At 67.4% G+C, this 20687-nt stretch carries 19 protein-coding genes and 2 pseudogenes; 17 read left to right on the top strand and 4 right to left on the bottom strand.

Annotation, left to right across the window (positions count from 1 at the left end):
- Positions 1 to 35: 35 nt before the first annotated feature.
- From OG594_RS35950 to OG594_RS35940, 3 genes and pseudogenes are all read left to right on the top strand, one after another.
- A pseudogene (locus tag OG594_RS35950) lies at positions 36 to 961 on the top strand (PucR family transcriptional regulator); the annotation flags it as partial.
- 150 nt (positions 962 to 1111) lie between these two features.
- Positions 1112 to 1432, top strand: a complete 321-nt coding sequence (locus tag OG594_RS35945) for a hypothetical protein (RefSeq protein WP_266606542.1) — start codon at positions 1112 to 1114, stop codon at positions 1430 to 1432.
- Positions 1433 to 1438: 6 nt separating this feature from the next.
- Complete coding sequence (locus OG594_RS35940) at positions 1439 to 1648, top strand: hypothetical protein (protein WP_266444474.1); 210 nt, start codon at positions 1439 to 1441, stop codon at positions 1646 to 1648.
- Between the two features lie 4 nt (positions 1649 to 1652).
- Here OG594_RS35940 and OG594_RS35935 read toward each other — a convergent pair whose 3' ends face one another.
- Positions 1653 to 2153 (bottom strand): nitroreductase family deazaflavin-dependent oxidoreductase, encoded by a 501-nt coding sequence (locus OG594_RS35935; RefSeq protein WP_266606705.1) that lies wholly within the window; start codon positions 2151 to 2153, stop codon positions 1653 to 1655.
- Between the two features lie 268 nt (positions 2154 to 2421).
- Here OG594_RS35935 and OG594_RS35930 point away from each other — a divergent pair, with 268 nt between their 5' ends.
- Together OG594_RS35930 and OG594_RS35925 are read left to right on the top strand one after the other, a co-directional pair.
- Positions 2422 to 3561 carry a PP2C family protein-serine/threonine phosphatase gene (locus OG594_RS35930; protein ID WP_266445569.1) on the top strand — a complete coding sequence of 380 codons (1140 nt, stop codon included), beginning with the start codon at positions 2422 to 2424 and terminating at the stop codon, positions 3559 to 3561.
- Between the two features lie 207 nt (positions 3562 to 3768).
- A complete protein-coding gene (locus OG594_RS35925; RefSeq protein WP_266444468.1) occupies positions 3769 to 4017 on the top strand; it encodes a hypothetical protein in 249 nt (82 codons plus the stop codon).
- Positions 4018 to 4057: 40 nt separating this feature from the next.
- On the opposite strand, the gene OG594_RS35920 is transcribed toward OG594_RS35925, so the two are convergent.
- The 3 genes from OG594_RS35920 to OG594_RS35910 all read right to left on the bottom strand — a co-directional run bounded on the left by OG594_RS35920 (position 4058) and on the right by OG594_RS35910 (position 5355).
- Complete coding sequence (locus OG594_RS35920) at positions 4058 to 4609, bottom strand: MarR family winged helix-turn-helix transcriptional regulator (protein WP_266444465.1); 552 nt, start codon at positions 4607 to 4609, stop codon at positions 4058 to 4060.
- A gap of 8 nt (positions 4610 to 4617) precedes the next feature.
- Positions 4618 to 4941, bottom strand: coding sequence for a CBS domain-containing protein (locus OG594_RS35915; RefSeq protein ID WP_266606704.1), 324 nt, complete (start codon positions 4939 to 4941; stop codon positions 4618 to 4620).
- Between the two features lie 234 nt (positions 4942 to 5175).
- The gene (locus OG594_RS35910) at positions 5176 to 5355 is read right to left on the bottom strand and encodes a chloride channel protein (RefSeq protein ID WP_266444463.1); all 180 of its coding nucleotides are present in this window, start codon (positions 5353 to 5355) and stop codon (positions 5176 to 5178) included.
- Between the two features lie 324 nt (positions 5356 to 5679).
- On the opposite strand from OG594_RS35910, the gene ectA reads away from it, so the two are divergent.
- The 12 genes and pseudogenes from ectA to OG594_RS35850 all read left to right on the top strand — a co-directional run bounded on the left by ectA (position 5680) and on the right by OG594_RS35850 (position 20673).
- On the top strand, positions 5680 to 6165 hold the full coding sequence (gene ectA / locus OG594_RS35905) for a diaminobutyrate acetyltransferase (RefSeq protein WP_252310642.1): 486 nt from the start codon (positions 5680 to 5682) through the stop codon (positions 6163 to 6165).
- Between the two features lie 79 nt (positions 6166 to 6244).
- On the top strand, positions 6245 to 7513 hold the full coding sequence (gene ectB / locus OG594_RS35900) for a diaminobutyrate--2-oxoglutarate transaminase (protein WP_266606541.1): 1269 nt from the start codon (positions 6245 to 6247) through the stop codon (positions 7511 to 7513).
- A 46-nt stretch (positions 7514 to 7559) separates the two neighbouring features.
- Positions 7560 to 7964 (top strand): ectoine synthase, encoded by a 405-nt coding sequence (locus OG594_RS35895; RefSeq protein WP_252310227.1) that lies wholly within the window; start codon positions 7560 to 7562, stop codon positions 7962 to 7964.
- Positions 7965 to 7993: 29 nt separating this feature from the next.
- On the top strand, positions 7994 to 8896 hold the full coding sequence (gene thpD, locus OG594_RS35890; RefSeq protein ID WP_266606540.1) for an ectoine hydroxylase: 903 nt from the start codon (positions 7994 to 7996) through the stop codon (positions 8894 to 8896).
- Between the two features lie 88 nt (positions 8897 to 8984).
- Entirely contained in the window at positions 8985 to 9902 is a 918-nt protein-coding gene (gene ehuB / locus OG594_RS35885; protein ID WP_252310225.1) for an ectoine/hydroxyectoine ABC transporter substrate-binding protein EhuB, read from the top strand.
- A gap of 12 nt (positions 9903 to 9914) precedes the next feature.
- Positions 9915 to 10592 (top strand): ectoine/hydroxyectoine ABC transporter permease subunit EhuC, encoded by a 678-nt coding sequence (ehuC, locus tag OG594_RS35880; protein WP_252310224.1) that lies wholly within the window; start codon positions 9915 to 9917, stop codon positions 10590 to 10592.
- A complete protein-coding gene (ehuD, locus tag OG594_RS35875) occupies positions 10592 to 11227 on the top strand; it encodes an ectoine/hydroxyectoine ABC transporter permease subunit EhuD (protein WP_252310223.1) in 636 nt (211 codons plus the stop codon). The genes ehuC and ehuD overlap by 1 nt, the downstream gene beginning before the upstream one ends.
- A 22-nt stretch (positions 11228 to 11249) precedes the next feature.
- Positions 11250 to 11642 (top strand): annotated as a pseudogene (locus OG594_RS35870) (ATP-binding cassette domain-containing protein); the annotation flags it as partial.
- Between the two features lie 223 nt (positions 11643 to 11865).
- On the top strand, positions 11866 to 13089 hold the full coding sequence (locus tag OG594_RS35865; protein ID WP_266606539.1) for a site-specific integrase: 1224 nt from the start codon (positions 11866 to 11868) through the stop codon (positions 13087 to 13089).
- Positions 13086 to 13469, top strand: coding sequence for a helix-turn-helix transcriptional regulator (locus OG594_RS35860; protein ID WP_266606538.1), 384 nt, complete (start codon positions 13086 to 13088; stop codon positions 13467 to 13469). The genes OG594_RS35865 and OG594_RS35860 overlap by 4 nt, the downstream gene beginning before the upstream one ends.
- A 9-nt stretch (positions 13470 to 13478) precedes the next feature.
- Positions 13479 to 15908: a hypothetical protein gene (locus tag OG594_RS35855; RefSeq protein WP_266606537.1), complete on the top strand. Its 2430-nt coding sequence runs from the start codon at positions 13479 to 13481 to the stop codon at positions 15906 to 15908.
- 220 nt (positions 15909 to 16128) lie between these two features.
- A complete protein-coding gene (locus tag OG594_RS35850) occupies positions 16129 to 20673 on the top strand; it encodes a hypothetical protein (protein ID WP_266606536.1) in 4545 nt (1514 codons plus the stop codon).
- Positions 20674 to 20687: the final 14 nt, after the last annotated feature.

Raw genomic sequence — 20687 nt, 5'->3', positions numbered from 1 at the left:
GTACCGAACGGCACGCGCGGAAGGGGAGCATGCCGTCCGGCCTCCCATTGCGCGGCCTGATACGCAATCACTTGGCGGCGGTGCAGACAGTACGGCCCGTTCCCTCGTCGCCCGGTGGACTGCTTGCGGTGGTGGAACAGGCCGTGGACGCCTTCGTCGAGGGCTACGAGCGCGCCCAGCAACAGGCCATCCGTCAAGAAGAGGCCGCGCGCCGCGAGTTCGTCGACGACCTCCTGTACGTGCGCAGTGATCTCGGCCGCCTCTCTGAACGGGCCGAGCACTTCGGCCTTCGTCTTTCTCAGGCCCATGCGGTGGCCGTAGCTGTCGGCCCCGAGCCGTAGGGCGACGGTTTCCGGGTGGCCCGGGGCATCGAGACGGCGGTCCTGGCCCGCTTCCCGGGCCGACGGATCCTTCTGGCCACCAAGGGGGGCCGGCTGATCTGCGTGGCCCCCGGGGACCAACCCGACGTACTGGCCTTCTTCGCCAAGCAGGCGTACGCGGCCACCGACGGCGGCAAGGTCGCCATCGGTGGCTCCCACCCCGGCGCCGGAGGAGTCGTCCACTCCTACGAGGAAGCCCTCGGCGCCCTCGACCTCGCCGAGCGGACGGGCTTCGACGGGCCCGTGCTGCACGCCGTCGACCTGCTCGTCCACCCCGTCCTGACCCGCGACCGGCAAGCCACGGCCGACCTGGTGGAGACCACGCTCGGTCCGCTGCGAACGGCGCGGGGCGGGGCGGCGCCCAACCCCTCATCGATACGCTCACCGCCTACTTCGACAGCGGATGCGTGGCCACCGAGGCCGCGCGCCGCCTGTCGCTGAGCGTGCGGGCGCTGACCTACCGGCTGGAGCGCATCCGGAGCCTCACCGGGGCCGATCCTGCCGATCCGTCCAACCGCTACGCCCTCCGCACCGCGGTGATCGGCGCCCGCCTGCTCGGCTGGCCCACAGCCGCGGGCTGAACTGCGGCGTAGCGCAGCCAGCGTGGGGAGCGGATACGGCGACGGATGCCGCGATCACTACGAGTGCGTACTTGTCTGGTCCTGCCGGTGTCCGGCATTCACAACGTGGCACGTCGCCATCTAGTCTGGGCGGGTACCGGAGAGGCCCCAATGAACGGAAACCCGGCGTACCACGCCCTCGCGCTGCTCGCCTCGACCCTGCTCCTGCTCCCGTTTCCGGTGGCGATCTTCGCCGGCTGGGTCCCTCCCCGTCTCGGCGACCGTTCGACCGCTCTGCCGTACGCGTGGGCAACACTCTTCCTGTACGCCCTGGTGCCACTCAACGCGCTCCCCCGCATGATGAACGCGCCGGCAACGGTCGTGATGGTCTGTACCGCAGCCGCACCGCTGTTCAGCCTCGCGGCCGTAGCCTGTCTCATGCGGTCGTACAGGTGTGCACGGCGCGCCACCTCTTCCCGGACAGAAAGCTGACCACCCATGCCGGATGTGAATGTCCTCGCCTGGTTCCGCAGGAACGTCACCGAGTTCCGCATGGCCGTCACAGCTGTCGGTATCGGTTTCGTGTTCACGGTGGCCGCCGTCGTCCTGTACGCCCTCCCCGCCCGCGGCTTCCCGGAGCTGGCGATCGGCTTGTCCTTCCTCACGACCGGCCTGGTCATGCTGGGCTCGGGTTCCCTGAAGCGCTGAGCTCTCAGCGCCAGCAGCGGGGCGGCACCTCGTCCAGACGCACGAACGGGATCCTGCGTCCGGCTTCCCGGAAGAGGTCCGTTCCGTCCGCCGGATTGTCCAGGCCGAGGTAGCGGCATAGTGCGCGTGCGGCTCGCGGGTGCCGGGCGGTGTATGCGGCCATCACGTCGGCACCTTCCTCTGCGGTCAGGAAGTGGGCATTGACTGGGTAGAACGTCCGCCCGACCTGGATGGTCACCTTGGGGATGTGGCGCAGGTTCCGGTACCACTGCGCGGCGGTCCCGAACCCCGAGGCCACCGTCCAGCTTCCCCGGAGCCCATCGTGGGCCACCACTTCCAGGCACACCTCGCGGGTCTGGCCGGACAGCCGTCCTGTGTGCTGGAGGATGAGCATCCTTTTGCCGAAAACCGGGCCGAGGCCGATCCGGTAGAAGGCGATCGGGAGCCGGGCGACGACGCGGCGCCAGCCTGTGGGTGGCTCGGGGCGGGAACGGCGGCGCGCCATCAGCACATGGCCCCCGAGTTCCGCATCGCCCTGAGGAATACAGCGGGTGGGTAGCGGTGGCATAGCGATGTGGTTCGCCGGGCAAACTTTTGCATAGTCTAAACGTGACACGTGGCGGAGCACGCATCAACCGCCCTGCCCGTGTCGATCGAAATGGACGGGTGCCGCGTTCGCCGCGCCGACGAGGAGCCGGGAGTACGACGTGGATGTCCATCGTTCCGGGAGTGTCCCGGTGAAACCCGCGCTGCTCGCGATCCCCTTCGTGGTGATGGCCCTCGTCGCAGCTGCCGACGTCACCGCGGGACCGGGCGTCGGCCTGCTGCCCCTCGTGTCGCTTGGGCCGGCCTTCGCCGGTCTGGCGGGCAGCTGGCGCCGTACCGCCACCATCGGGGCCGCGGCGATGGCCCTCTGCTGCGCGCTCGGGCTCTACGACGGTCTGTTCCCGAACCGCCGCGGGTACACCGCCCTGGTAGCGGTGGCAGGGGTGACCGTCGCCGGGGTTGCCGCCGCGGTGGTGCGCACCCGCCAGGAACGAGAGCTGGCAAGCGTCCGTACGATCGCGGAGGCCGCGCAGCGGGTTCTGCTGAGACCGGTGCCGCGCAGCGCCGGGCACCTGCGCGCCGCGGTCTCCTACACCTCGGCCGTCGCCGAGGCACGGATCGGCGGGGACCTCTACGAGGTCGTACCAGTGCCCGGAGGCGTGCGGGTGATCATCGGGGATGTCCAGGGCAAGGGTCTGGAGGCAGTCGAGACGGCCGCCACCGTGCTCGGCGCCTTCCGGGAAGCCGCACACGACGAACCCCGACTGAGCGGCGTAGGCGCCAGGGTGGAGCGTGCCGTCCAGCGCTCCCTGGAGGGCGAAGGGGACGGCGAGAAGTTCGTCACGGCCTTGCTGGCCGAAATCACGGAAGGGGGCGATGTCGCGTTCCTCAACTATGGTCACGCGCCCGCCATGCTCGTCCGGCCGGGGAGCCCCGCAGCCTTTCCGGAGCCCCCTCAGCACGCCCCACCGCTGGGCCTGATCTGGACCGCCTCCGACTCCCCCGAGCCCTACAGCGTCGGTTTCGGCCCCGGAGACCAGCTGCTCCTCTACACGGACGGCGTCTCGGAGGCCAGGAATTCCCTTGGCGCCTTCTACCCCTTGGGGGAGCAGAGCGGCCTGCTGTCGGACCCCGACCCCCAGCGCGCGCTTGATGCGCTGCGCGAGGATGTGGTGGCGTATGTCGGTGGACCTCTGCACGACGACGCGGCGATGCTGCTGCTGCGCTGCCGGCAGGAAGACGGCGAACCGCCGCGCCATGCGAGCGCGTCACAGGACCCAGTCCGAGCACCCTCGCCAGGGACGTCAACGGTGCGCCTGCCCGAGCAGCGCCGTCCCAGCGACGAAGGCGACGATCAGGGCAGGTGAGAGCCAGAGCCACCCCGGCCCTGGCCTCGGCGCTGCGAGGCCATCCCAACCTCCGGTCCGATGGCCGTACCGAGGTGGCTGACTACGCTGGACCGCGCCGTGGACCACCCTGTTAACGTCAACACCCCTCCTGCTTCTTGGCGCGCGGCCTGGTCGTACGAGGTACTCCGAGAGCAGAGGAGGTGAACGGCCGTCGGTACGGCACTCTTGTGCGCCGCCCTCGCGGTGGCCGTGCTGGCGCTCCGTGGCGCCGTCACCGATCTCAAAGCAGGCGAGCGCAGCCGTTCACACCGCCCGCGGCACACGATCCGGCTCGCGGCCACGGCCGTCGCCGTCACCGCCGTCATGCTCGCCCTGCTCAGCCGACTGGCGGGCTCGGGGCTCTGGCCCGTGGGAATCCTGCTCGGCTTTGCCCTGGCGGCCGGTCTGGCCGCGGGAGTGATCCGCCGCCCTTGACGCAGGATCCGGCGGCCAGAGCCGGTCCCCGAGCCGCCGCCTACCCGTCGCTCCGGCGCTGCACCGGTTCGCTCCACCCCAGAGGAAAGAGCGAGCCATCCCCATCGCGTACGGTGGGCTCCCCGCCGGCGGCGTTGAACGCGGTGAGCGCGTCGACCAGGGCGGCTCGCTGGCCATGATCGATGCGGGCGGCGATGGCCGCGATCTCTTCCCTGCGCCGGGCCGTGACCTCTTCCACCAGCCGCAGACCGCCCGGCGTCACTGTCAGTATCGTCTCGCGGCGGTTCTCGGGGTTGGGCCGCCTGTCGGCCAGTCCAGCCGCGATCAGGCGGTCGACCATGCGCATCGCCGTCGAGGGGTTGACCCCCAGGGCTTCGGCGAGCACCACCAGCTTCGCCGCGCCCCGGGTGGCCAGCACCACCAGCATGCGGAACTGCGCGAGCGTGACCTTGTCCTCGGCCGCCGCGAGCGAGCGGGCGGAGACTGCCACGAGGAGCCGGGAGGCCGTCAGGAGGGCGCGGGTCACGTCGTCGACGTCGGCCGCGTCATCCACACGCGGTGGGGACGCATCGGCGTGCGGTAGTTCGGTCATACCTCTTTCTACCGCTTGGGCTCTCCCCCGTGCCTACCCGGCCCCGCCCCGCTCGGCGAATCGGGGTGGAGAGCCCGCTGGGCGCTCTGACGGGTGAGCCACCCGACCAGGTGCCCGTCTTCGGTGTCGAAGACCGGAAGGCCCGTTCCCGAAGAAGAGACGAGGAGGTGGAGAGCCGTCCCCAGGCTCATGTCCGATGTGAGGGGGTGCGGTCGCTCTGCCAGCTCCGCAGCGGTCTTCCGTGCACCCTTCGCGTCGTCGGGGGCTTCGGCGAGCAGCTCGGCGACGGCCTGAGCCGTCAAGGCCCCGCGGAATCCGCCTTCGGAATCCACCACTGGAAGGACCCCGTGCGGTGACCGGGACAGAAACTCTGCCGCGTGGCGAGACCACAGGCCGCCAGGAGCGGTTCCGGGGCCTTCTCCAGCCCCGGGCGAGCCGCTGGCCGCCGAGCGGCGCGCCCGGGGCGGGGGCGTCCAGGTCGATACCCCGACGCCGGAGCTTGAGGGTGTAGATCGTATCGCGCGACAGCAGCTTGCTGGTCAGCGCCGCAAGGACGATGGCGAGCATCAGCGGCAGGTGATCGAGTACTCACCCGTGAGCTCGAAGAGGATCACCACGGCCGTGATGGGGGCGCGGGAAGCGCCCGCGAACACGGCCCCCATCCCCACCAGCGCGTAGGCCCCGGCGTTCCCCGCGGTCCCTGGGAGCAGGTGTTGACCCTCGCCGTATGCCGCACCTCTAACCATCCAGTCAGCGACGAAACCCTCAGGCCGCCGACAAACGCATAACGTTCAGGTGGAAAATGTGGCACAGAGCAAAGACGTTATATTGTCGTTACAAAATCGCAGGTCGGGTGGAAATATCTGGATTCTTCATGCGGATATGACCTCACGGTCCACACCTCTGCACCCCCGAAGGGTGCGCTCTAATATCACCATCAAACCATCTGACATAACCCCCTAGGCCCATGCGATTTACTCCATCCCTGGGTAACTTCGGCCCGCATGACTGCTCATGCAGAACTGGCCCGTTACAGAAAGCACCTCCCGACCGCTCCGACCCCCTTCACGATGCGCATCGACCGCCCCCGCCCCGGGGACGGCCCACTGCTCTGGCGCCTCGCGCGCGATTCCGGGACGCTCGACCTCAACTCGGCGTACAGCTATCTCCTCTGGTGCCGTGACTTCGCCGGCACGTCCGCCGTGGCCCGTGACCCCTCCGGGCGAACCGTCGGGTTCGTCAGCGGGTACCTCCGGCCCGAAGCTCCCGGAACACTGCTCGTCTGGCAGATCGCCGTCGACGAATCCATCCGCGGCCTGGGAGTCGCGGGGACGCTGCTCGACAGCCTCACCACCCGCGTGGCGGCGGAACACGGACTGGACCACCTGGAAGCCACCGTCTCGCCCGGGAACCGTGCTTCGGAGCGGCTGTTCGCCTCGTACGCCGAACGGCACGGCGCCACTCTCACACGCGAAGTGCTCTTCAGGACGGACGAGTTCCCCGAGAGCGGGCACGACGCCGAGGTCCTCCACCGCATCGGGCCGCTCCACTTCTGACACCGCTCCCTTCGACAAGTGCCCCGGGCCGATGCCACCGGCCGCCGCAAGACCACCGAACACCCACTGGAGAATCGCCTTGACCATGACCGAGCCGGTCCTGTCCGTCTTCGAGACCGTGGAGTCCGAGGTGCGCAGCTACTGCCGCGCCTGGCCCGTCGTCTTCGAGCGCGCCACGAGAAGCCGGCTGTACGACGAACACGGCCACAGCTACCTGGACTTCTTCGCGGGCGCCGGATCCCTGAACTACGGCCACAACAACCCCGTCCTCAAGCGGGCCCTCCTCGACTACCTCGAGCGGGACGGCATCACCCACGCCCTGGACATGTCGACGACCGCCAAGCGAACCTTCCTGGAGACCTTCCGGTCCACCGTCCTGGAACCGCGCGCCCTCCCCTACAAAGTCATGTTCCCGGGGCCCACCGGCACCAACGCCGTCGAGGCCGCCCTGAAGCTGGCCCGCAAGGCCAAGGGCCGCGAGGCCGTCGTGTCCTTCACCAACGCCTTCCACGGCATGTCGCTCGGCTCTCTCGCCGTCACGGGCAACGCCTTCAAACGGGCCGGCGCCGGCATTCCCCTGGTCCACAGCACTCCCATGCCCTTCGACCAGTACCTCGGCAGCCAAACCCCCGACTTCCTCTGGTTCGAGCGCCTGCTGGAGGACCAGGGCTCCGGCCTCAACCACCCGGCGGCGGTCATCGTCGAGACGATCCAGGGCGAGGGGGGCATCAACGTGGCCCGGGCGGAATGGCTCCGCGCCCTCGCGGATCTGTGCAGGCGCCGCGACATGCTCCTGATCGTCGACGACGTCCAGATGGGCTGCGGCCGGACCGGCGACTTCTTCTCATTCGAGGAGGCGGGCATCACGCCCGACATCGTCACGCTGTCCAAGTCGATCAGCGGGTACGGACTGCCCATGGCACTGTGCCTGTTCAAGCCCGAACTCGACCTGTGGGAGCCCGGCGAGCACAACGGCACCTTCCGCGGCAACAACCCGGCCTTCGTCACCGCGACCGCGGCCCTGGAGACGTACTGGGGCGACGGAGTCCTGCGCGAGCGAACCCTCGTCCAAGGCGGCCACGTCGAAAGCGCGCTGCGCGAACTGTGTGCCGAACACGGTCGGCTGGGGGCGACCTACCGCGGTCGCGGAATGGTGTGGGGCATCGAGTTCACCCACACGGAACGCGCCGCGGCAGTGTGCCGCAGGGCCTTCGAGCACGGTCTCCTCATCGAGACCTCGGGCCCCGAGGGCGAGGTGGTGAAGCTGCTCCCGCCCCTCACCATCACCACCGACGAACTCGACGAGGGCCTGGACATCTTGGCCCGCTCCGTCCGCGATACCGCCTGACCAGCACCCCCGTACAACGTACGCACGCACCACGAAGGGCACCACCATGATCGTCCGCTCGTTCCGGGACATCGAGGGAACCGACCGCCACGTCAGGGCCGCGTCCGGCACCTGGGAGAGCAAGCGCATCGTCCTGGCCAAGGAACGCGTCGGCTTCTCGCTGCACGAGACCGTCCTGTACGCCGGCACCGAAACATCCATGTGGTATGCGAACCACGTGGAGGCCGTGGTCTGCACGGAGGGCGAGGCCGAACTCAAGGACGAGGAGACGGGCCTGATCTACACCATCACGCCGGGAACCATGTACCTCCTCGACGGCCACGAGCGGCACACCCTGCGCGTGACGCGCGAATTCCGCTGCCTGTGCGTCTTCAACCCGCCGGTGACCGGCCGGGAGGACCACGACGAGAACGGCGTGTACCCGCTGCTCACCGAATCCGACGACAGCTGAGAGCGAAGAGAGGAGAGGCAGGCACCACCATGACCAACGCATCGACCCGCACCGTCACCGACCTGTATCCGACGCGGGGTTCCGAGGAGGTGCTCATCGGCCGCAAGGACCCGGTCGTGTGGTCCGAGCCCGGCACTCCCGGCCCGATGTGGGCCCACGAGATGGAGAGCTACGAGCGCGACGGCTTCCTGCCCGTCGACCAGCTCATCACGCCCGACGAAGTGGACCTCTACCGGGCCGAGATGGACCGACTGCTCCGCGACCCTTCGACGCTCGCCGATGACAGGTCCATCGTGGAGCCGAAGTCCCGTGAAGTCCGCTCCGTCTTCGAGGTGCACCGGATCAGTGAGGTGTTCGCGGCCCTCGCGGCCGATCCGCGCATCGTGGGGCGCGCGCGGCAGATCCTGGGCTCCGAGGTGTACGTGCACCAGTCCCGGATCAACGTCAAGCCCGGTTTCGGCGCCAGCGGCTTCTACTGGCACTCCGACTTCGAGACCTGGCACGCCGAAGACGGCCTCCCGAACATGCGCACCGTGTCGGTGTCCATCGCCCTGACCCCGAACTACGCCACCAACGGCGGGCTGATGATCATGCCCGGCTCCCACCGGAGCTTCCTGGGCTGCGCCGGGGCGACGCCGAAGGACAACTACAAGAAGTCCCTCCAGATGCAGGACGCCAGCACCCCGTCGGACGAGGCCCTCACCAAGTTCGCCTCGGCCTGCGGCATCAAGCTCTTCACCGGCAAGGCCGGATCCGCCACCTGGTTCGACTGCAACGCGATGCACGGGTCCGGCGACAACATCACGCCGTACCCCCGCAGCAACGTGTTCCTGGTGTTCAACAGCGTCGAGAACCGGCCCGTGAAGCCCTTCGCGGCCCCGGTGCGCCGCCCCGCGTACATCGCTTCGCAGGACTTCACCCCCGTGGGCTGACCGATCCGACCAGATCCGGCCGGCCGGTCCGGCACGAACCGGACCGGCCGGCCCCGCTCCCGCTCGACCGGCCACCGAAAGGAACGAGATGCCCCAGCACAAGGCCCTGTCCCGAAGAGGGTTCTTCTCCCGAACGGCGCTGCTCGGGGGCGCCGTCCTGGCTCCGGGTCTGGTGGCCGCGTGCAGCCGCACCCAGGTCGGCACCGGAGCTCCTTCCGACGACGGGAAGCTGCTGGAGAAGCTCCGCGCACAGGGGTACGTCCGCATCGGATTCGCGGGCGAGGCCCCGTACGGGTTCAAGGACGGCAACCGGCTGGCCGGCGAGGCGCCCACCCTGCACCGGGAGATCTTCTCCGCCCTGGGGGTCGCCGAAATGCGCCCCACACTCACCGACTTCGGCGCGCTGATCCCTGGACTGCTGGCCGACCGTTTCGACGTCGTCAGCGCCGGCATGGCGATCACCCCGGAACGCTGCGCCAAAGTCGCTTTCTCCGAGCCCGAGTTCGTCTCCCCGACAGCCCTGATGGTGCCCAAGGGCAACCCCAAGGGCCTGAGCGACCTGAAGTCGGTGGCTTCCACCGGGGTCACCGTGGGGGTGCTGACCGCCGCCGTCGAGGCGACGTACGCCAAGGGGGCCGGTGTCGGCGGATCCTCGGTCAAGTCCCTCGCGAAGCAGCAGGACGGGCTCGACGCGCTGGTGGCCGGGCGGATCGACGCCTTCGCGCTGACGGGCATCTCGCTGCGCTGGCTCGCCAAGACCAACGCGGAAGCACCGGTCGAGGTCCTGGAGCCGTTCGTGCCGGACCTGAACGGCACACCCCAGTACAGCCCCGGCGGTGCGGTCTTCCGGCCCGGCTCCACGGCCCTGCGCGACGCGTTCAACGGCGAGCTGGCGAAGATCACCGGCGATCCGGACCGCTACGTCGCTCTGATCGGCCAGTACGGGTTCACCGCGCGAGAGGTACCGCCACCCACCTTGCGCACCGTCGACCTCTGCGCCGTCTGACGAGCACCGCACATGACCGGTTTCTTCGAGGAATTCGTTCACGCCCTGCCCAGTGTCGGCGAAGGCGTGGCGGTCACCCTCCTCGCCACCGCGCTCAGCGCGGCCGTGGCGCTGATCGTGGCCTTCGCCTTCGGACTCCTGACACGCTCGACCCGGCTGCTCGTGCGGGGACCGTCCCGGTTCACCGTCGAGTTCTTCCGCGGCACGTCCCTGTACGTACAGCTGTTCTGGCTGTTCTTCGCCCTGCCCGTGCTCGGCTTCCGTCTGGAGCCCATGGCCTGCGCCGTCGTCGCCTTCGGGCTGAACTTCGGCGCCTACGGATCCGAAGTGGTCCGCGGCGCACTGGAAGCTGTCCCCCGGACCCAGTGGGAGGCGGCCGTGGCCCTCGGGATGAGCCCGCGGCAACGCATGATCAGGGTCGTGATGCCCCAGGCCTGGGTGCAGATGATCCCGCCGTTCGGGAACCTGCTCATCCAGCTGCTCAAGGCCACTCCCCTGCTGTCCCTGATCACCATCGCCGACCTCACCTTCGAGATGGACCAGCTGAGGTCCCTCACGGGCAGCACCGCCCAGGCCTATCTCGCCGTCCTGGTGATCTACTACGCCATCGCCGCCGTACTCAACTCGTTCATGAGGGCGGCCGAATCAGCGGCGAAGACCCGGCTCGGCCAAGATCCGGGGGGTTCCTGATGTGGTCCTGGGAAACAGCCCGCGAGGGCCTGCCGGTAGTCCTGAGCGGCTTCGGGATCACACTGCTCGCTACCGTCCTCGGCTCGGCCGTCGCGATGCTGCTGGGCCTGGTGCTCGCCGTGGCACTGCGCACGCCGACGCGCTGGGTCACTCTGCCCCTTCGGGTCATCGCAGACTTCGTCCGGTCGACGCCGTTGATGATCCAGCTGTTCGCCGCCTGGGTCCTCGTCCCCGGGCTGAACGCGCTGACCCTGGGCATCGCCGTGCTCGGCATCCACTACGCGACGTACACCTGCGAGGTGTACCGCGCGGGGATCGACGCCGTGCCCCGGGGCCAGTGGGAGGCCTGCACCGCGCTGTCGCTGCCCCGGCGACGGGTGTGGCGGGCCGTCATCCTCCCGCAGGCGGTGCGCAACGTCCTCCCCGCCCTGGGCAACTACGTGATCTCCATGTTCAAGGAGACCCCGTTCCTGTCGGTGATCGCCGTCCAGGAGATGGTCCACCGGGCGAACGAGTACGGCAGCGTGCACTTCGCCTATCTCGAAGCCTTCACCCTGGCCGCCACGGTCTTCCTTCTGGCCAGCTATCCCACCTCCGTGCTGATGAGACGACTGGAGAAACGCCTTGCCCGGTGAAACACAAGCCGCGGACGTGGACATGGTCCGCTTCGCGGGCGTCATCAAGCGGTTCGGCATCCAGACCGTCCTCGACGGACTCGACCTACGGGTCGCCCGGGGCGAGAAGGTCACCCTGATCGGGCCCAGCGGCTCGGGCAAGACCACCATCCTGCGCCTGCTGATGACCCTGGAACGGGTCACAGAAGGCACCATCCACGTGAACGGGAAACCCTTCTCCCACATGCCCGCGGGCGCCGGCAACACCCTGGTCCCCGCCGACGAGAAGTACCTCGCCGGGCCGCGCCGCCGGATCGGCATGGTCTTCCAACAGTTCAACCTCTTCCCTCACATGAAGGTGCTGGAGAACGTGATGGAAGCGCCCGTGCACGTCCTGGGCCTGAGCCGGGACGAGGCAGCCGAGCGGGCGCGGGACTTCGAGCAATGTTGCGGCACGCGCACCACGAGGCCGGCGGTGTTACCCCCGGCCAGCAGAACGTGCGTTGCCCGGTTGGGTCGAGTTGTATCACGGTCCGTCAGCTCCGCGTGCGGGTTGGCCTGCGATTCCCTCGATCGTGGTGCAACTACCGCATCAGTGTTGCGCTCTGCGCATCACCGCGTGAAAGGTGAGGCCCTGTACCAGACACGGAGAGTGACAGATGGGTCAAAGTGCCGCAGGAGGCTCGGTAGCTGTTCCAGGCGTCGCGACGCTGCACGTGCTGCCGGGTGTGGCGATGCTCCGCCCCGAGGAGGCCGTCTTCGAGAAGACGCTGCTGGGCTTCGCGGACCATCAGCGGGCCCGCAGGCTGTCCTGGGACACGGTCAACACCAGGGCTCGTATCGCGCGCCAGGTCCAGGCGATGTCCGGCGGGTATCCGTGGGAGCCGGTCTGGGACAGGCGGTTGTTCGACCGCTGGTCGGCGATGCTCGCGGACACCGTCGCGACGTCGACGATGCGCAAGTATCAGAACGACCTTGCGCTCTACCTGAGTTACCTGAGCGATCCGGCCTACGAGTGGCCGCAGGTGTGCCTGAGCACCTTCGGGACGTTCACCGGCTTCGCGCTGAGGGATCTGAACGCGGTCCGACACGCGCAGGAGTACATCGGCCAGCCCAGTGGCAACCGGCCGTTGACCAGGGCAGAGGTGAAGACCTTCTTCGGGCAGATGGACCCGGAGATCAAGCGTCTGCGCGAACAGGGCCACAAGGGAGCGCTCGCCGCGGCCCGGGACCTGGCGATGTTCACGACAATGTACGGCTGGGGCCTGCGCCGCAGGGAGACGGCCCGGCTGGAGACCCACGACTGGCGGCGTCAGGCGAAGCTGCCCGAGTTCGGGGACTACGCGGGGCTGGCGGTCCGCTGGGGGAAGGCCGGCGCCGGACAGCCTCCGAAGCGTCGGATGGTGATCTCGGTATGGCCATGGGCGGTTCGCACCGTGCAGTTGTACATGGAGAACGTGCGCCCGCTGTTCTACAGCGACCGCCCGGACGACGGCGTCATGTTCCCCACCGAGCGCAACGAGATGATCTCGGAACGCGCGGTGAACCAGCGGTTCCAGCACTGGCGTGAGCTGGGCAAACTGCCCGCTCAGCTCGGCCCGCACTGCATGCGGCACACGTACGTGACCAGGCTCATCGAGGCCGGCTACGACGGCCAGTTCGTCACCGACCAGGTCGGTCACTCGCACGCCGCGACCACCGCGATCTACACCGCGCTCAGCAACGACTTCAAGAACCTCAAGGTCCGCGAAAGTCTCGACGCGGCGGAGGAAGCGGCCCTGGCCCGCGCCTTCGCGGTGGCCGACGCCGAGGCGGACATGGACGACGACTTCAGCGACCAGACGGCACAGTCCCGCTCCGGCGGTTCGAGGAGGACCCGGTGAAAGCGGTACCGCACGGCGACGAACCGCAGGCCAGGAGCGCCCTCGAAGCCCTCCAGCCCCGCTACGAGTGGCGGCTGCGCGAGCTCATGGCGCTTCGCCGCAACTGGTACACCACCACCAAGCTCGCACCGGAACTCAGGAAGTACGGCTTCGACCTGGACCGCAGCAACATCTACCGGCTCGTGAAGGCTGACCGCCCGCCCAAGATGCCCGTCGAACTCATCCTGGCGCTCTGCAAGATCCTCAAGTGCACGTTCGAGGACCTCGCCGTCGAGATCGAGCCCGACGCCGCCCCCGCGGAACCCGCCGCGCGAGGGCCCCGGCCCGTGGTCCCGGACATGCCGCTGCTGTCCGACGACTTCTTCGACGTCGAAGGCTGACGGACCACCATGACCAAGACCGCCACCTGCGTCCGGTGCGGCCGGGACAAGGCCATCAGGAGCAGGGGCCTCTGCCACGCCTGTCACCGGGCGACAAGCCCAAAGGAGACCTGTTCCCTCTGCGCCCGGCCGGGAACCGTCGCCGAGCGCCGCGCCGACCAGCCGGTCTGCCACCGGTGCTGGCAGCGCGAACGCCGCAAGCCGCAGCTCTGCCACACCTGCGGACAGGCCAGGATCGCCGTCAGGAAGACCCCCGCCGGCACCGTCATCTGCACCGGCTGCCACCGCAAGACCCTACCCAACGAGCCCTGCTGGGCCTGCGGCAAGCTGGTCGTCCCAGCCGCCCGCACCGCGGAGGGCCCCTGGTGCACGCGCTGCCGCCAGCACCACCTCGCCGAACCGTGCTCACGCTGCGGCCTCACCAAACCGGTCGGCCTGCGCCAGGACGACGGCAGCCCCGTCTGCCGAGCCTGCTACCAGCACGTTCACCCCCGCCCGCTGCACCACTGCGTGGACTGCGGCGACGCCAGACCGGCCAGCCGCATCAGCGAGGACGGACCGCTGTGCGAAAAATGCGACAACCGCCGGGCGCCGATCGTCCTGTGCCCGCAGTGCGGCCGGAACAGAAGGATCGGCATCCTCAGTACGGGCATCTGTCGGGCCTGCACCCGCCAGGCCACACCACGCCATCCCTGCGTCAACTGCGGGCGCCTCCAACTCGCCGTCTACCGCGACGAGGACGGGAAGCCGTGGTGCGACGGCTGCCGCCGCGCGGACCAGGCACAGCCCTGCACCGGATGCGGACGCCGCGCCGTGGTCACCGCCCGCGACGAGCGCGGCCCCTGGTGCGGACGCTGCTGGGAGAGCGTGCGACCCGGGCCGCTCTGTGGCGACTGCGGCACCCGGCCCTCGGCCCCCGTGACGACCGGGGACGGGACACCGCGCTGCATGCCGTGCTACTCCGCCGCCATCGTGCCCTGCACCCGCTGCGCAACGCCGGCCCGAGCAGAGCGCCGCTGGCCGGAAGGACCCGTCTGCCTCGCCTGCGTCGACGCGGTCCGACTCACCCACGAGCAGTGCCACCGCTGCGGACAGCTCGGCGGAGTGTTCCGCCGCGAGGACAACGGGCCGCTGTGCCCCGAGTGCGCCGGCGTCACTTTCTCCTACCGCTGCCCGACCTGCGCAGGGATGGGTCGCCTCCTCCAAGGGCAGTGCCTGCCCTGCCGAGGCCGACTCGTCCTCGCCGAGGCGTTCACCGACGCAGACGGCCGCCTGTGCGAGCGGCTCGCGCCGCTGGCGGAACTACTGGAAAGGTACGACAACCCCTACTCGATGATCCTCTACCTGCGCCGGCCCGGCGGCCAGCTCATCCGCGACATGGTCAACGGAAAGCTCCCGTGCACCCACGAAGCCCTCGACGCACTGCGCCAGACCACTTCCGTCCAGCAGCTGCGGGGCCTGCTCGTCCTGGCCGAGATCCTCGAACCGCGTGAAGAGCAACTTGCCCAGCTGAAAAGAGACTTCGCCCACAGCCTCGACGAGTGCACCACCACGCCGGACCGGGTGCTCCTCGCGCGTTACGCGCGCTGGCACCTGATGCCCCTCGCGCACCAGCACGTCAGCCGTAGCGGCTTCACCCGCTTCCAGCGCGAGCACCTGCGTCGTCAGCTGAACGCCGCCCGGCTCCTCCTCGGCCACCTCCGCAGCCGCGGGCGCACGCTCGACAGCATCACACAGCACCTCATCGACCGGTGGCTCGTCGCCAACCCGACCCCCCAGCACTACGCCCGGCCGTTCCTCCTCTGGGCCGCGACCTGCGGCCTCGCACCCGCTGACGTTGCCATCGCCACCTCCAGCAGGCACGGTGAACGCGCCATCATGAACGACACCGACCGCGTGCTCGCCGCGCTCAGGCTGGAAACCGACGAGAGCCTGCCGCTCGCGGACCGCGTCGCCGGCTGCCTCGTCCTGCAGTACGGCCAGAGCACCGACCGCATCGTCAACCTCACCCTCACCCAGGTCCACATCCACCCCGACGAACCCGGGGTCCTGGGCCTCCAGCTCGGCCGCGAAACACTCTGGCTCCGCCCGCGCCTGTCAGCCCTCCTCCAACGACTCGTCCACGAACGCCACCCTCTGTCCGCGCCCCTCAAAGACCAGGAGACCCCCTTTCTCTTTCCCGGCCTCCGCCCCTCCCGTCCGCTCAGCTCGAATACGCTGCAACGACGCCTCCAGCGCCTCGGTGTCCCCAGCGCGGGCAAGGCACGTAACGGTGCCTGGCTGGCACTCGTCGGCGCGGTCCACTGGAAGATGCTCGCCGACCTCCTGGGCGCCGCAGACGGCACCGCTCACTCCTGGCACAAATGGAACGGAGGAGACCGCGCCAGCTACGTCGCCAGCTGCCTCAAGACCGCCACGGCGCCGACGAGTCCTGAATAGATAGATGGGCCTCCACCGTAGGTGTCCTTCAGGCAGATGGGTGGTTACCGATATAGATCCCACCAAGTTGACCCCCAACAGACCCAGGTGTTCCATGGACCTGAAGCCACAAAGTGGAGGGACCTCGGTAAACGCCCCGATGCCCCTTTCATGATCGGCAGATCTGAGGATGAGTACGCCGTAAGCCTCTCTCCATTTCTGCGACTAAAGGGGTAGGGCCATGTCCGAATTTGAGGTAGGCGGGAAGATCGCCGAGCGATGGCGCGCATGGGGCGGAGCCGATGGAGCGTTTGGTCGAGCGCTAGGGCTTGAGGAGGATGTGCCAGGCCGTCCCGGACGGCGTCAGCAGTTTGAGCGTGGAGAAATCTGCTGGTCGCCTGGCCAGGAGATGGTCGTCAGCGTCTTTCGGTTGCGCAACGAGGCGTGCTTCGAGTGGTCGAGAACCAGGTTCGATTACAAGTATTACCGATATGATATTTCGCATGACGGGGTCGCACAAGGGCATATCGACCTGAAATATCCAGGCCCGGAATTAATATGGACGAGGCTTCAAGGATTTGGAGAGTACACCTTCCATGTAGAGGGCTGCACTGTTCCACTTATCTCCCTCAACCCATTGGGCATCTTGGAGGAACATAGCGATCAAGGTTTTACTATTCCTGTACGCCTCCAGCTCGACGCTTCCCACCACGAAACCACAGATCCCGATCCTGTAGGATTCCAAGCTGGCGACATAATTTCGGAGCGCTGGCACGAGATCGGCGCCTGGGACGGCCCACTCGGCAAGGATCTCCATGGGGAGTTCGCCAATCCGGACGACCCTCGCGAGCGCCTTCATGAATTCGAACATGGATCGATCTCGACAGCGCCTGAATTCGGGCAGAGAATGGTGACCGCCGCCTACCGGCGGGGGTCTTCAATAGAGATTAATTGGGGAGGGGCAGACGCGAATTACAACGCGTTCCTCGTGGCCATATTCTACTTTGATCAAAAGTTCGCGGAAGAGGTTGTCTGGCTTGAGGACCCAAAGAATGAGTGGGCCCGGCCGGGAATCGGTAGCGGCCAGTTCCGCCTCAACGAACCCCGAGACGGCAAGTATTCGTTCAGCATCCATCCCATGACAGCGCCGTCTGCCCCATCTCCCAAGGAATTCGTTGATGCCAGCGGAACCCCGCAGGTGGTCGTTTTCTATCAGCGCGACGCTCCCAATACCACATCCGTCCCGGTTAATACCCGTGACGTCGATCTCGGGCCCCCCATCATCGACCCTAGCCCGGCGCACGCATTCGCCAGTCATGCAATGCGGATGGACGCCATCGCTGAACATTACGCAGTTCACCAGCCATTGCGGGTGGCATTCTGGCGACCCGACCCAGGCCATCCCGAGGCTACGGAGGACGACACCTTCCAACTCATGGCACATCTGCATCTGTCATCCAAAGACCGCGGCTTCCGCGTTCCGGGCGAGTTGCCGAGCCTTATCCTCGCCAATATTAGACTGAGGCAGCTGCGTCCTGGACATATGGGCACCGCCATTGATAGAGATATCGAAGTGCAGGGCTTCGACCTAGGACACGTCTCCCGCAAGGGAGACTACGACATGGCACTCAAGGGGATCATCGCCATCGCCTATCGCTACCGGCAGCTGTTGACCGAGGACGGCCTCGCCTTCATCCTGCGAGAGCTAGTTCCTCCCGAACTCTTCGGGGGTCATGATATTATTACCGATTGGTTCGAGCTAAAAGGTCCGATCGGACCCCTCCCTTCCGTCGCGTTCCCCATTGCGGAGACTGAAAACCATCGCTTCATGATAGAAAGCTGCAGGTATCTGGCCAACCAGCTCCTTCTTGAGCGGACGGGTGACCGCCAGAAATACGACAACGATGATAATGGCCTGACGGCATGGTTGCTCGAATCCATGCAGACGCTCGTTAAGCATGACTTCCTTGAGTTCAACGCCCGCCCATACCAGCGCCTCTCGCTCCACGCCCTGCTCAATCTCCACGAGTTCGCCAAGAACAAGTCCGTCAGGACCGCCGCTCGGATCGTGCTCGACTATGTGAGTGTGAAGTTCGCTGTCTCCAGCAACCGGCAGCGCCGGATCTGCCCCTTCCGCCGCCTGAAGGAAAACGTCAACCGTCCTGACCCCGATGCCCACAACGAGCTCCTGTGGTCTCAAAAGGGTGACCAACTGACCGGCTTCTTCCTCATGTACCTCGGACCGACCGACGCCAACGGAAATCCAGTGCAACGATTTCCCGAAACTTGGACACAGCACGCGCTGATCGCCGGGTCGGCTGCCTACCGACCACCGCCCGCCGCATACATCCTCGCCATTCGTCGAGACGCCTACCCTGCCCAGCACCGCTTCTACCACGGGGACCGGCCCCAGCTGATAGCCTCGCCCGACTCTGCCGAAGGTGGAGTTGAGATCTACTATAACTCGCCGTCCTTTCTGCTAACTGCCGGCGGAATGTTCCTTAATAGCGGTTACGGTTTCGACGAATTGGATTCCGCTCAGATTGCCATTGCACAGTCGACCACTCTTCTTCCTACCCGGGCCGACGCAAAATTTGCGGACCTCATCCGATTCGACCCTTACCCGGGCGAACGCGATGCGGTCAGCACAGGAGTGCACCTCGGTTTCGCCTGCGGGCCCAATCTACGGTTCCCCCTGTCGCTCCTGCCTCAAATGACGCGGATCGGCAACTGGTTCCTGTTTGACCTCCATACACAACTTCATCTCGGTCTGTACGTTGCGGCCTATCGGACGCCACCCGCACTTCTGCCCCAATTCCTTGATCACCTGGACAACTTGGGGATGCTGTATGCGATCGAGGCAGACCACATATCATCGTTCAGCGAGTTCGCAAAGATAGCCAAGCTAGAGGGAAACAAGCCCCTTCCTGAACTTCTGCATTACGGTGGAACATACGAGTTCCACACCCCTGACGAGCCTGACGCAGTCGGCGGGCACGTCTTCACCTGCAAGCTTTCGACGGACGGGGCGAAGCGCGCGACCCGAATCCTCGCAGTGGACGGCCAGGCGATCGCGGATCCCGGCTCGCTGCCCCTGGTAGAGGGCCCCTATCTCAATTCGCTCCGCCGCCCTGATGGCCAGGGCGGCCACGACGGCCTCCTCGAAATCCGCTACCCGGGCTGTGCCGTCCCTCTCGTTCTCGACTTCCGTGAGGCCGGAGACCCGATCCGTCGGGACAATGCAGGCAGTTGCCCCCAACCCCAGCTCGGCCGGGCCCAGGCCCTCGTTGAGGTTGCCCAACAGCTCACGAGGACGCACCGGGTTCGGTTGGCGGCGGAGGCCATGACACAGAGGGTCGAGGTCTACGAGCGGCTGTCGGAGGCCGACCCCGACAAGTTCCGGCCGGCCCTGGCCGAGGCCCTGTACGACGTGTTGTTCGAGCACCGAAACGGGTTGGAACCGGCGACGGCGATGGCACTCGCCCAGCGTGCCGTGATGGTTGACGAAGTGCTGGCAGGGATCCGCCCACCCGGCTCCCAGCAGCCCGTCGACTACCGGCAGCTGGCCGGATTCACCCCGAATCAGTACTGGGACCATCCCTACCTCGGCCGGGCGCTCTACCTTCTGGCCATGTTCCAGCAGAGGGCTGGCGACCTCGCCACCGCGGCAGCAACCATGACACAGAGGGTCGAGGTCTACGAGCGGCTGTCGGAGGCCGACCCCGACAAGTTCCGGCCGGCCCTGGCCGAGGCCCTGTACGACGTGTTGTTCGAGCACCGAAACGGGTTGGAACCGGCGACGGCGATGGCACTCGCCCAGCGTGCCGTGATGGTTGACGAAGTGCTGGCAGGGATCCGCCCACCCGGCTCCCAGCAGCCCGTCGACTACCGGCAGCTGGCCGGATTCACCCCGAATCAGTACTGGGACCATCCCTACCTCGGCCGGGCGCTCTACCTTCTGGCCATGTTCCAGCAGAGGGCTGGCGACCTCGCCACCGCGGCAGCAACCATGACACAGAGGGTCGAGGTCTACGAGCGGCTGTCGGAGGCCGACCCCGACAAGTTCCGGCCGGCCCTGGCCGAGGCCCTGTACGACGTGTTGTTCGAGCACCGAAACGGGTTGGAACCGGCGACGGCGATGGCACTCGCCCAGCGTGCCGTGATGGTTGACGAAGTGCTGGCAGGGATCCGCCCACCCGGCTCCCAGCAGCCCGTCGACTACCGGCAGCTGGCCGGATTCACCCCGAATCAGTACTGGGACCATCCCTACCTCGGCCGGGCGCTCTACCTTCTGGCCATGTTCCAGCAGAGGGCTGGCGACCTCGCCACCGCGGCAGCAACCATGACACAGAGGGTCGAGGTCTACGAGCGGCTGTCGGAGGCCGACCCCGACAAGTTCCGGCCGGCCCTGGCCGAGGCCCTGTACGACGTGTTGTTCGAGCACCGAAACGGGTTGGAACCGGCGACGGCGATGGCACTCGCCCAGCGTGCCGTGATGGTTGACGAAGTGCTGGCAGGGATCCGCCCACCCGGCTCCCAGCAGCCCGTCGACTACCGGCAGCTGGCCGGATTCACCCCGAATCAGTACTGGGACCATCCCTACCTCGGCCGGGCGCTCTACCTTCTGGCCATGTTCCAGCAGAGGGCTGGCGACCTCGCCACCGCGGCAGCAACCATGACACAGAGGGTCGAGGTCTACGAGCGGCTGTCGGAGGCCGACCCCGACAAGTTCCGGCCGGCCCTGGCCGAGGCAAGGCTAGACGCGGCAACGTTCAGCCATTCCTAGGCGCGCTTGTCCGG

The organism is Streptomyces sp. NBC_01214, from assembly GCF_026340975.1.
GTDB lineage: Bacteria > Actinomycetota > Actinomycetes > Streptomycetales > Streptomycetaceae > Streptomyces.
Note: the sequence above shows the minus strand (reverse complement) of the source record. Positions and strands in the feature narration are given on the sequence as shown.

Bases quoted from the DNA above. Each gene is read 5' to 3' on its own strand.
- OG594_RS35930 (WP_266445569.1), top strand. From the start codon at position 2,422: ATGGCCCTCGTCGCAGCTGCCGACGTCACCGCGGGACCGGGCGTCGGC.
- OG594_RS35920 (WP_266444465.1), bottom strand. From the start codon at position 4,609: ATGACCGAACTACCGCACGCCGATGCGTCCCCACCGCGTGTGGATGAC.
- OG594_RS35855 (WP_266606537.1), top strand. From the start codon at position 13,479: ATGACCAAGACCGCCACCTGCGTCCGGTGCGGCCGGGACAAGGCCATC.
- ectA (WP_252310642.1), top strand. From the start codon at position 5,680: ATGCGCATCGACCGCCCCCGCCCCGGGGACGGCCCACTGCTCTGGCGC.
- OG594_RS35865 (WP_266606539.1), top strand. From the start codon at position 11,866: ATGGGTCAAAGTGCCGCAGGAGGCTCGGTAGCTGTTCCAGGCGTCGCG.
- OG594_RS35940 (WP_266444474.1), top strand. From the start codon at position 1,439: ATGCCGGATGTGAATGTCCTCGCCTGGTTCCGCAGGAACGTCACCGAG.
- thpD (WP_266606540.1), top strand. From the start codon at position 7,994: ATGACCAACGCATCGACCCGCACCGTCACCGACCTGTATCCGACGCGG.
- ehuB (WP_252310225.1), top strand. From the start codon at position 8,985: ATGCCCCAGCACAAGGCCCTGTCCCGAAGAGGGTTCTTCTCCCGAACG.
- OG594_RS35910 (WP_266444463.1), bottom strand. From the start codon at position 5,355: ATGGTTAGAGGTGCGGCATACGGCGAGGGTCAACACCTGCTCCCAGGG.
- OG594_RS35850 (WP_266606536.1), top strand. From the start codon at position 16,129: ATGTCCGAATTTGAGGTAGGCGGGAAGATCGCCGAGCGATGGCGCGCA.
- OG594_RS35945 (WP_266606542.1), top strand. From the start codon at position 1,112: ATGAACGGAAACCCGGCGTACCACGCCCTCGCGCTGCTCGCCTCGACC.
- OG594_RS35935 (WP_266606705.1), bottom strand. From the start codon at position 2,153: ATGGCGCGCCGCCGTTCCCGCCCCGAGCCACCCACAGGCTGGCGCCGC.
- ehuC (WP_252310224.1), top strand. From the start codon at position 9,915: ATGACCGGTTTCTTCGAGGAATTCGTTCACGCCCTGCCCAGTGTCGGC.
- OG594_RS35895 (WP_252310227.1), top strand. From the start codon at position 7,560: ATGATCGTCCGCTCGTTCCGGGACATCGAGGGAACCGACCGCCACGTC.
- ehuD (WP_252310223.1), top strand. From the start codon at position 10,592: ATGTGGTCCTGGGAAACAGCCCGCGAGGGCCTGCCGGTAGTCCTGAGC.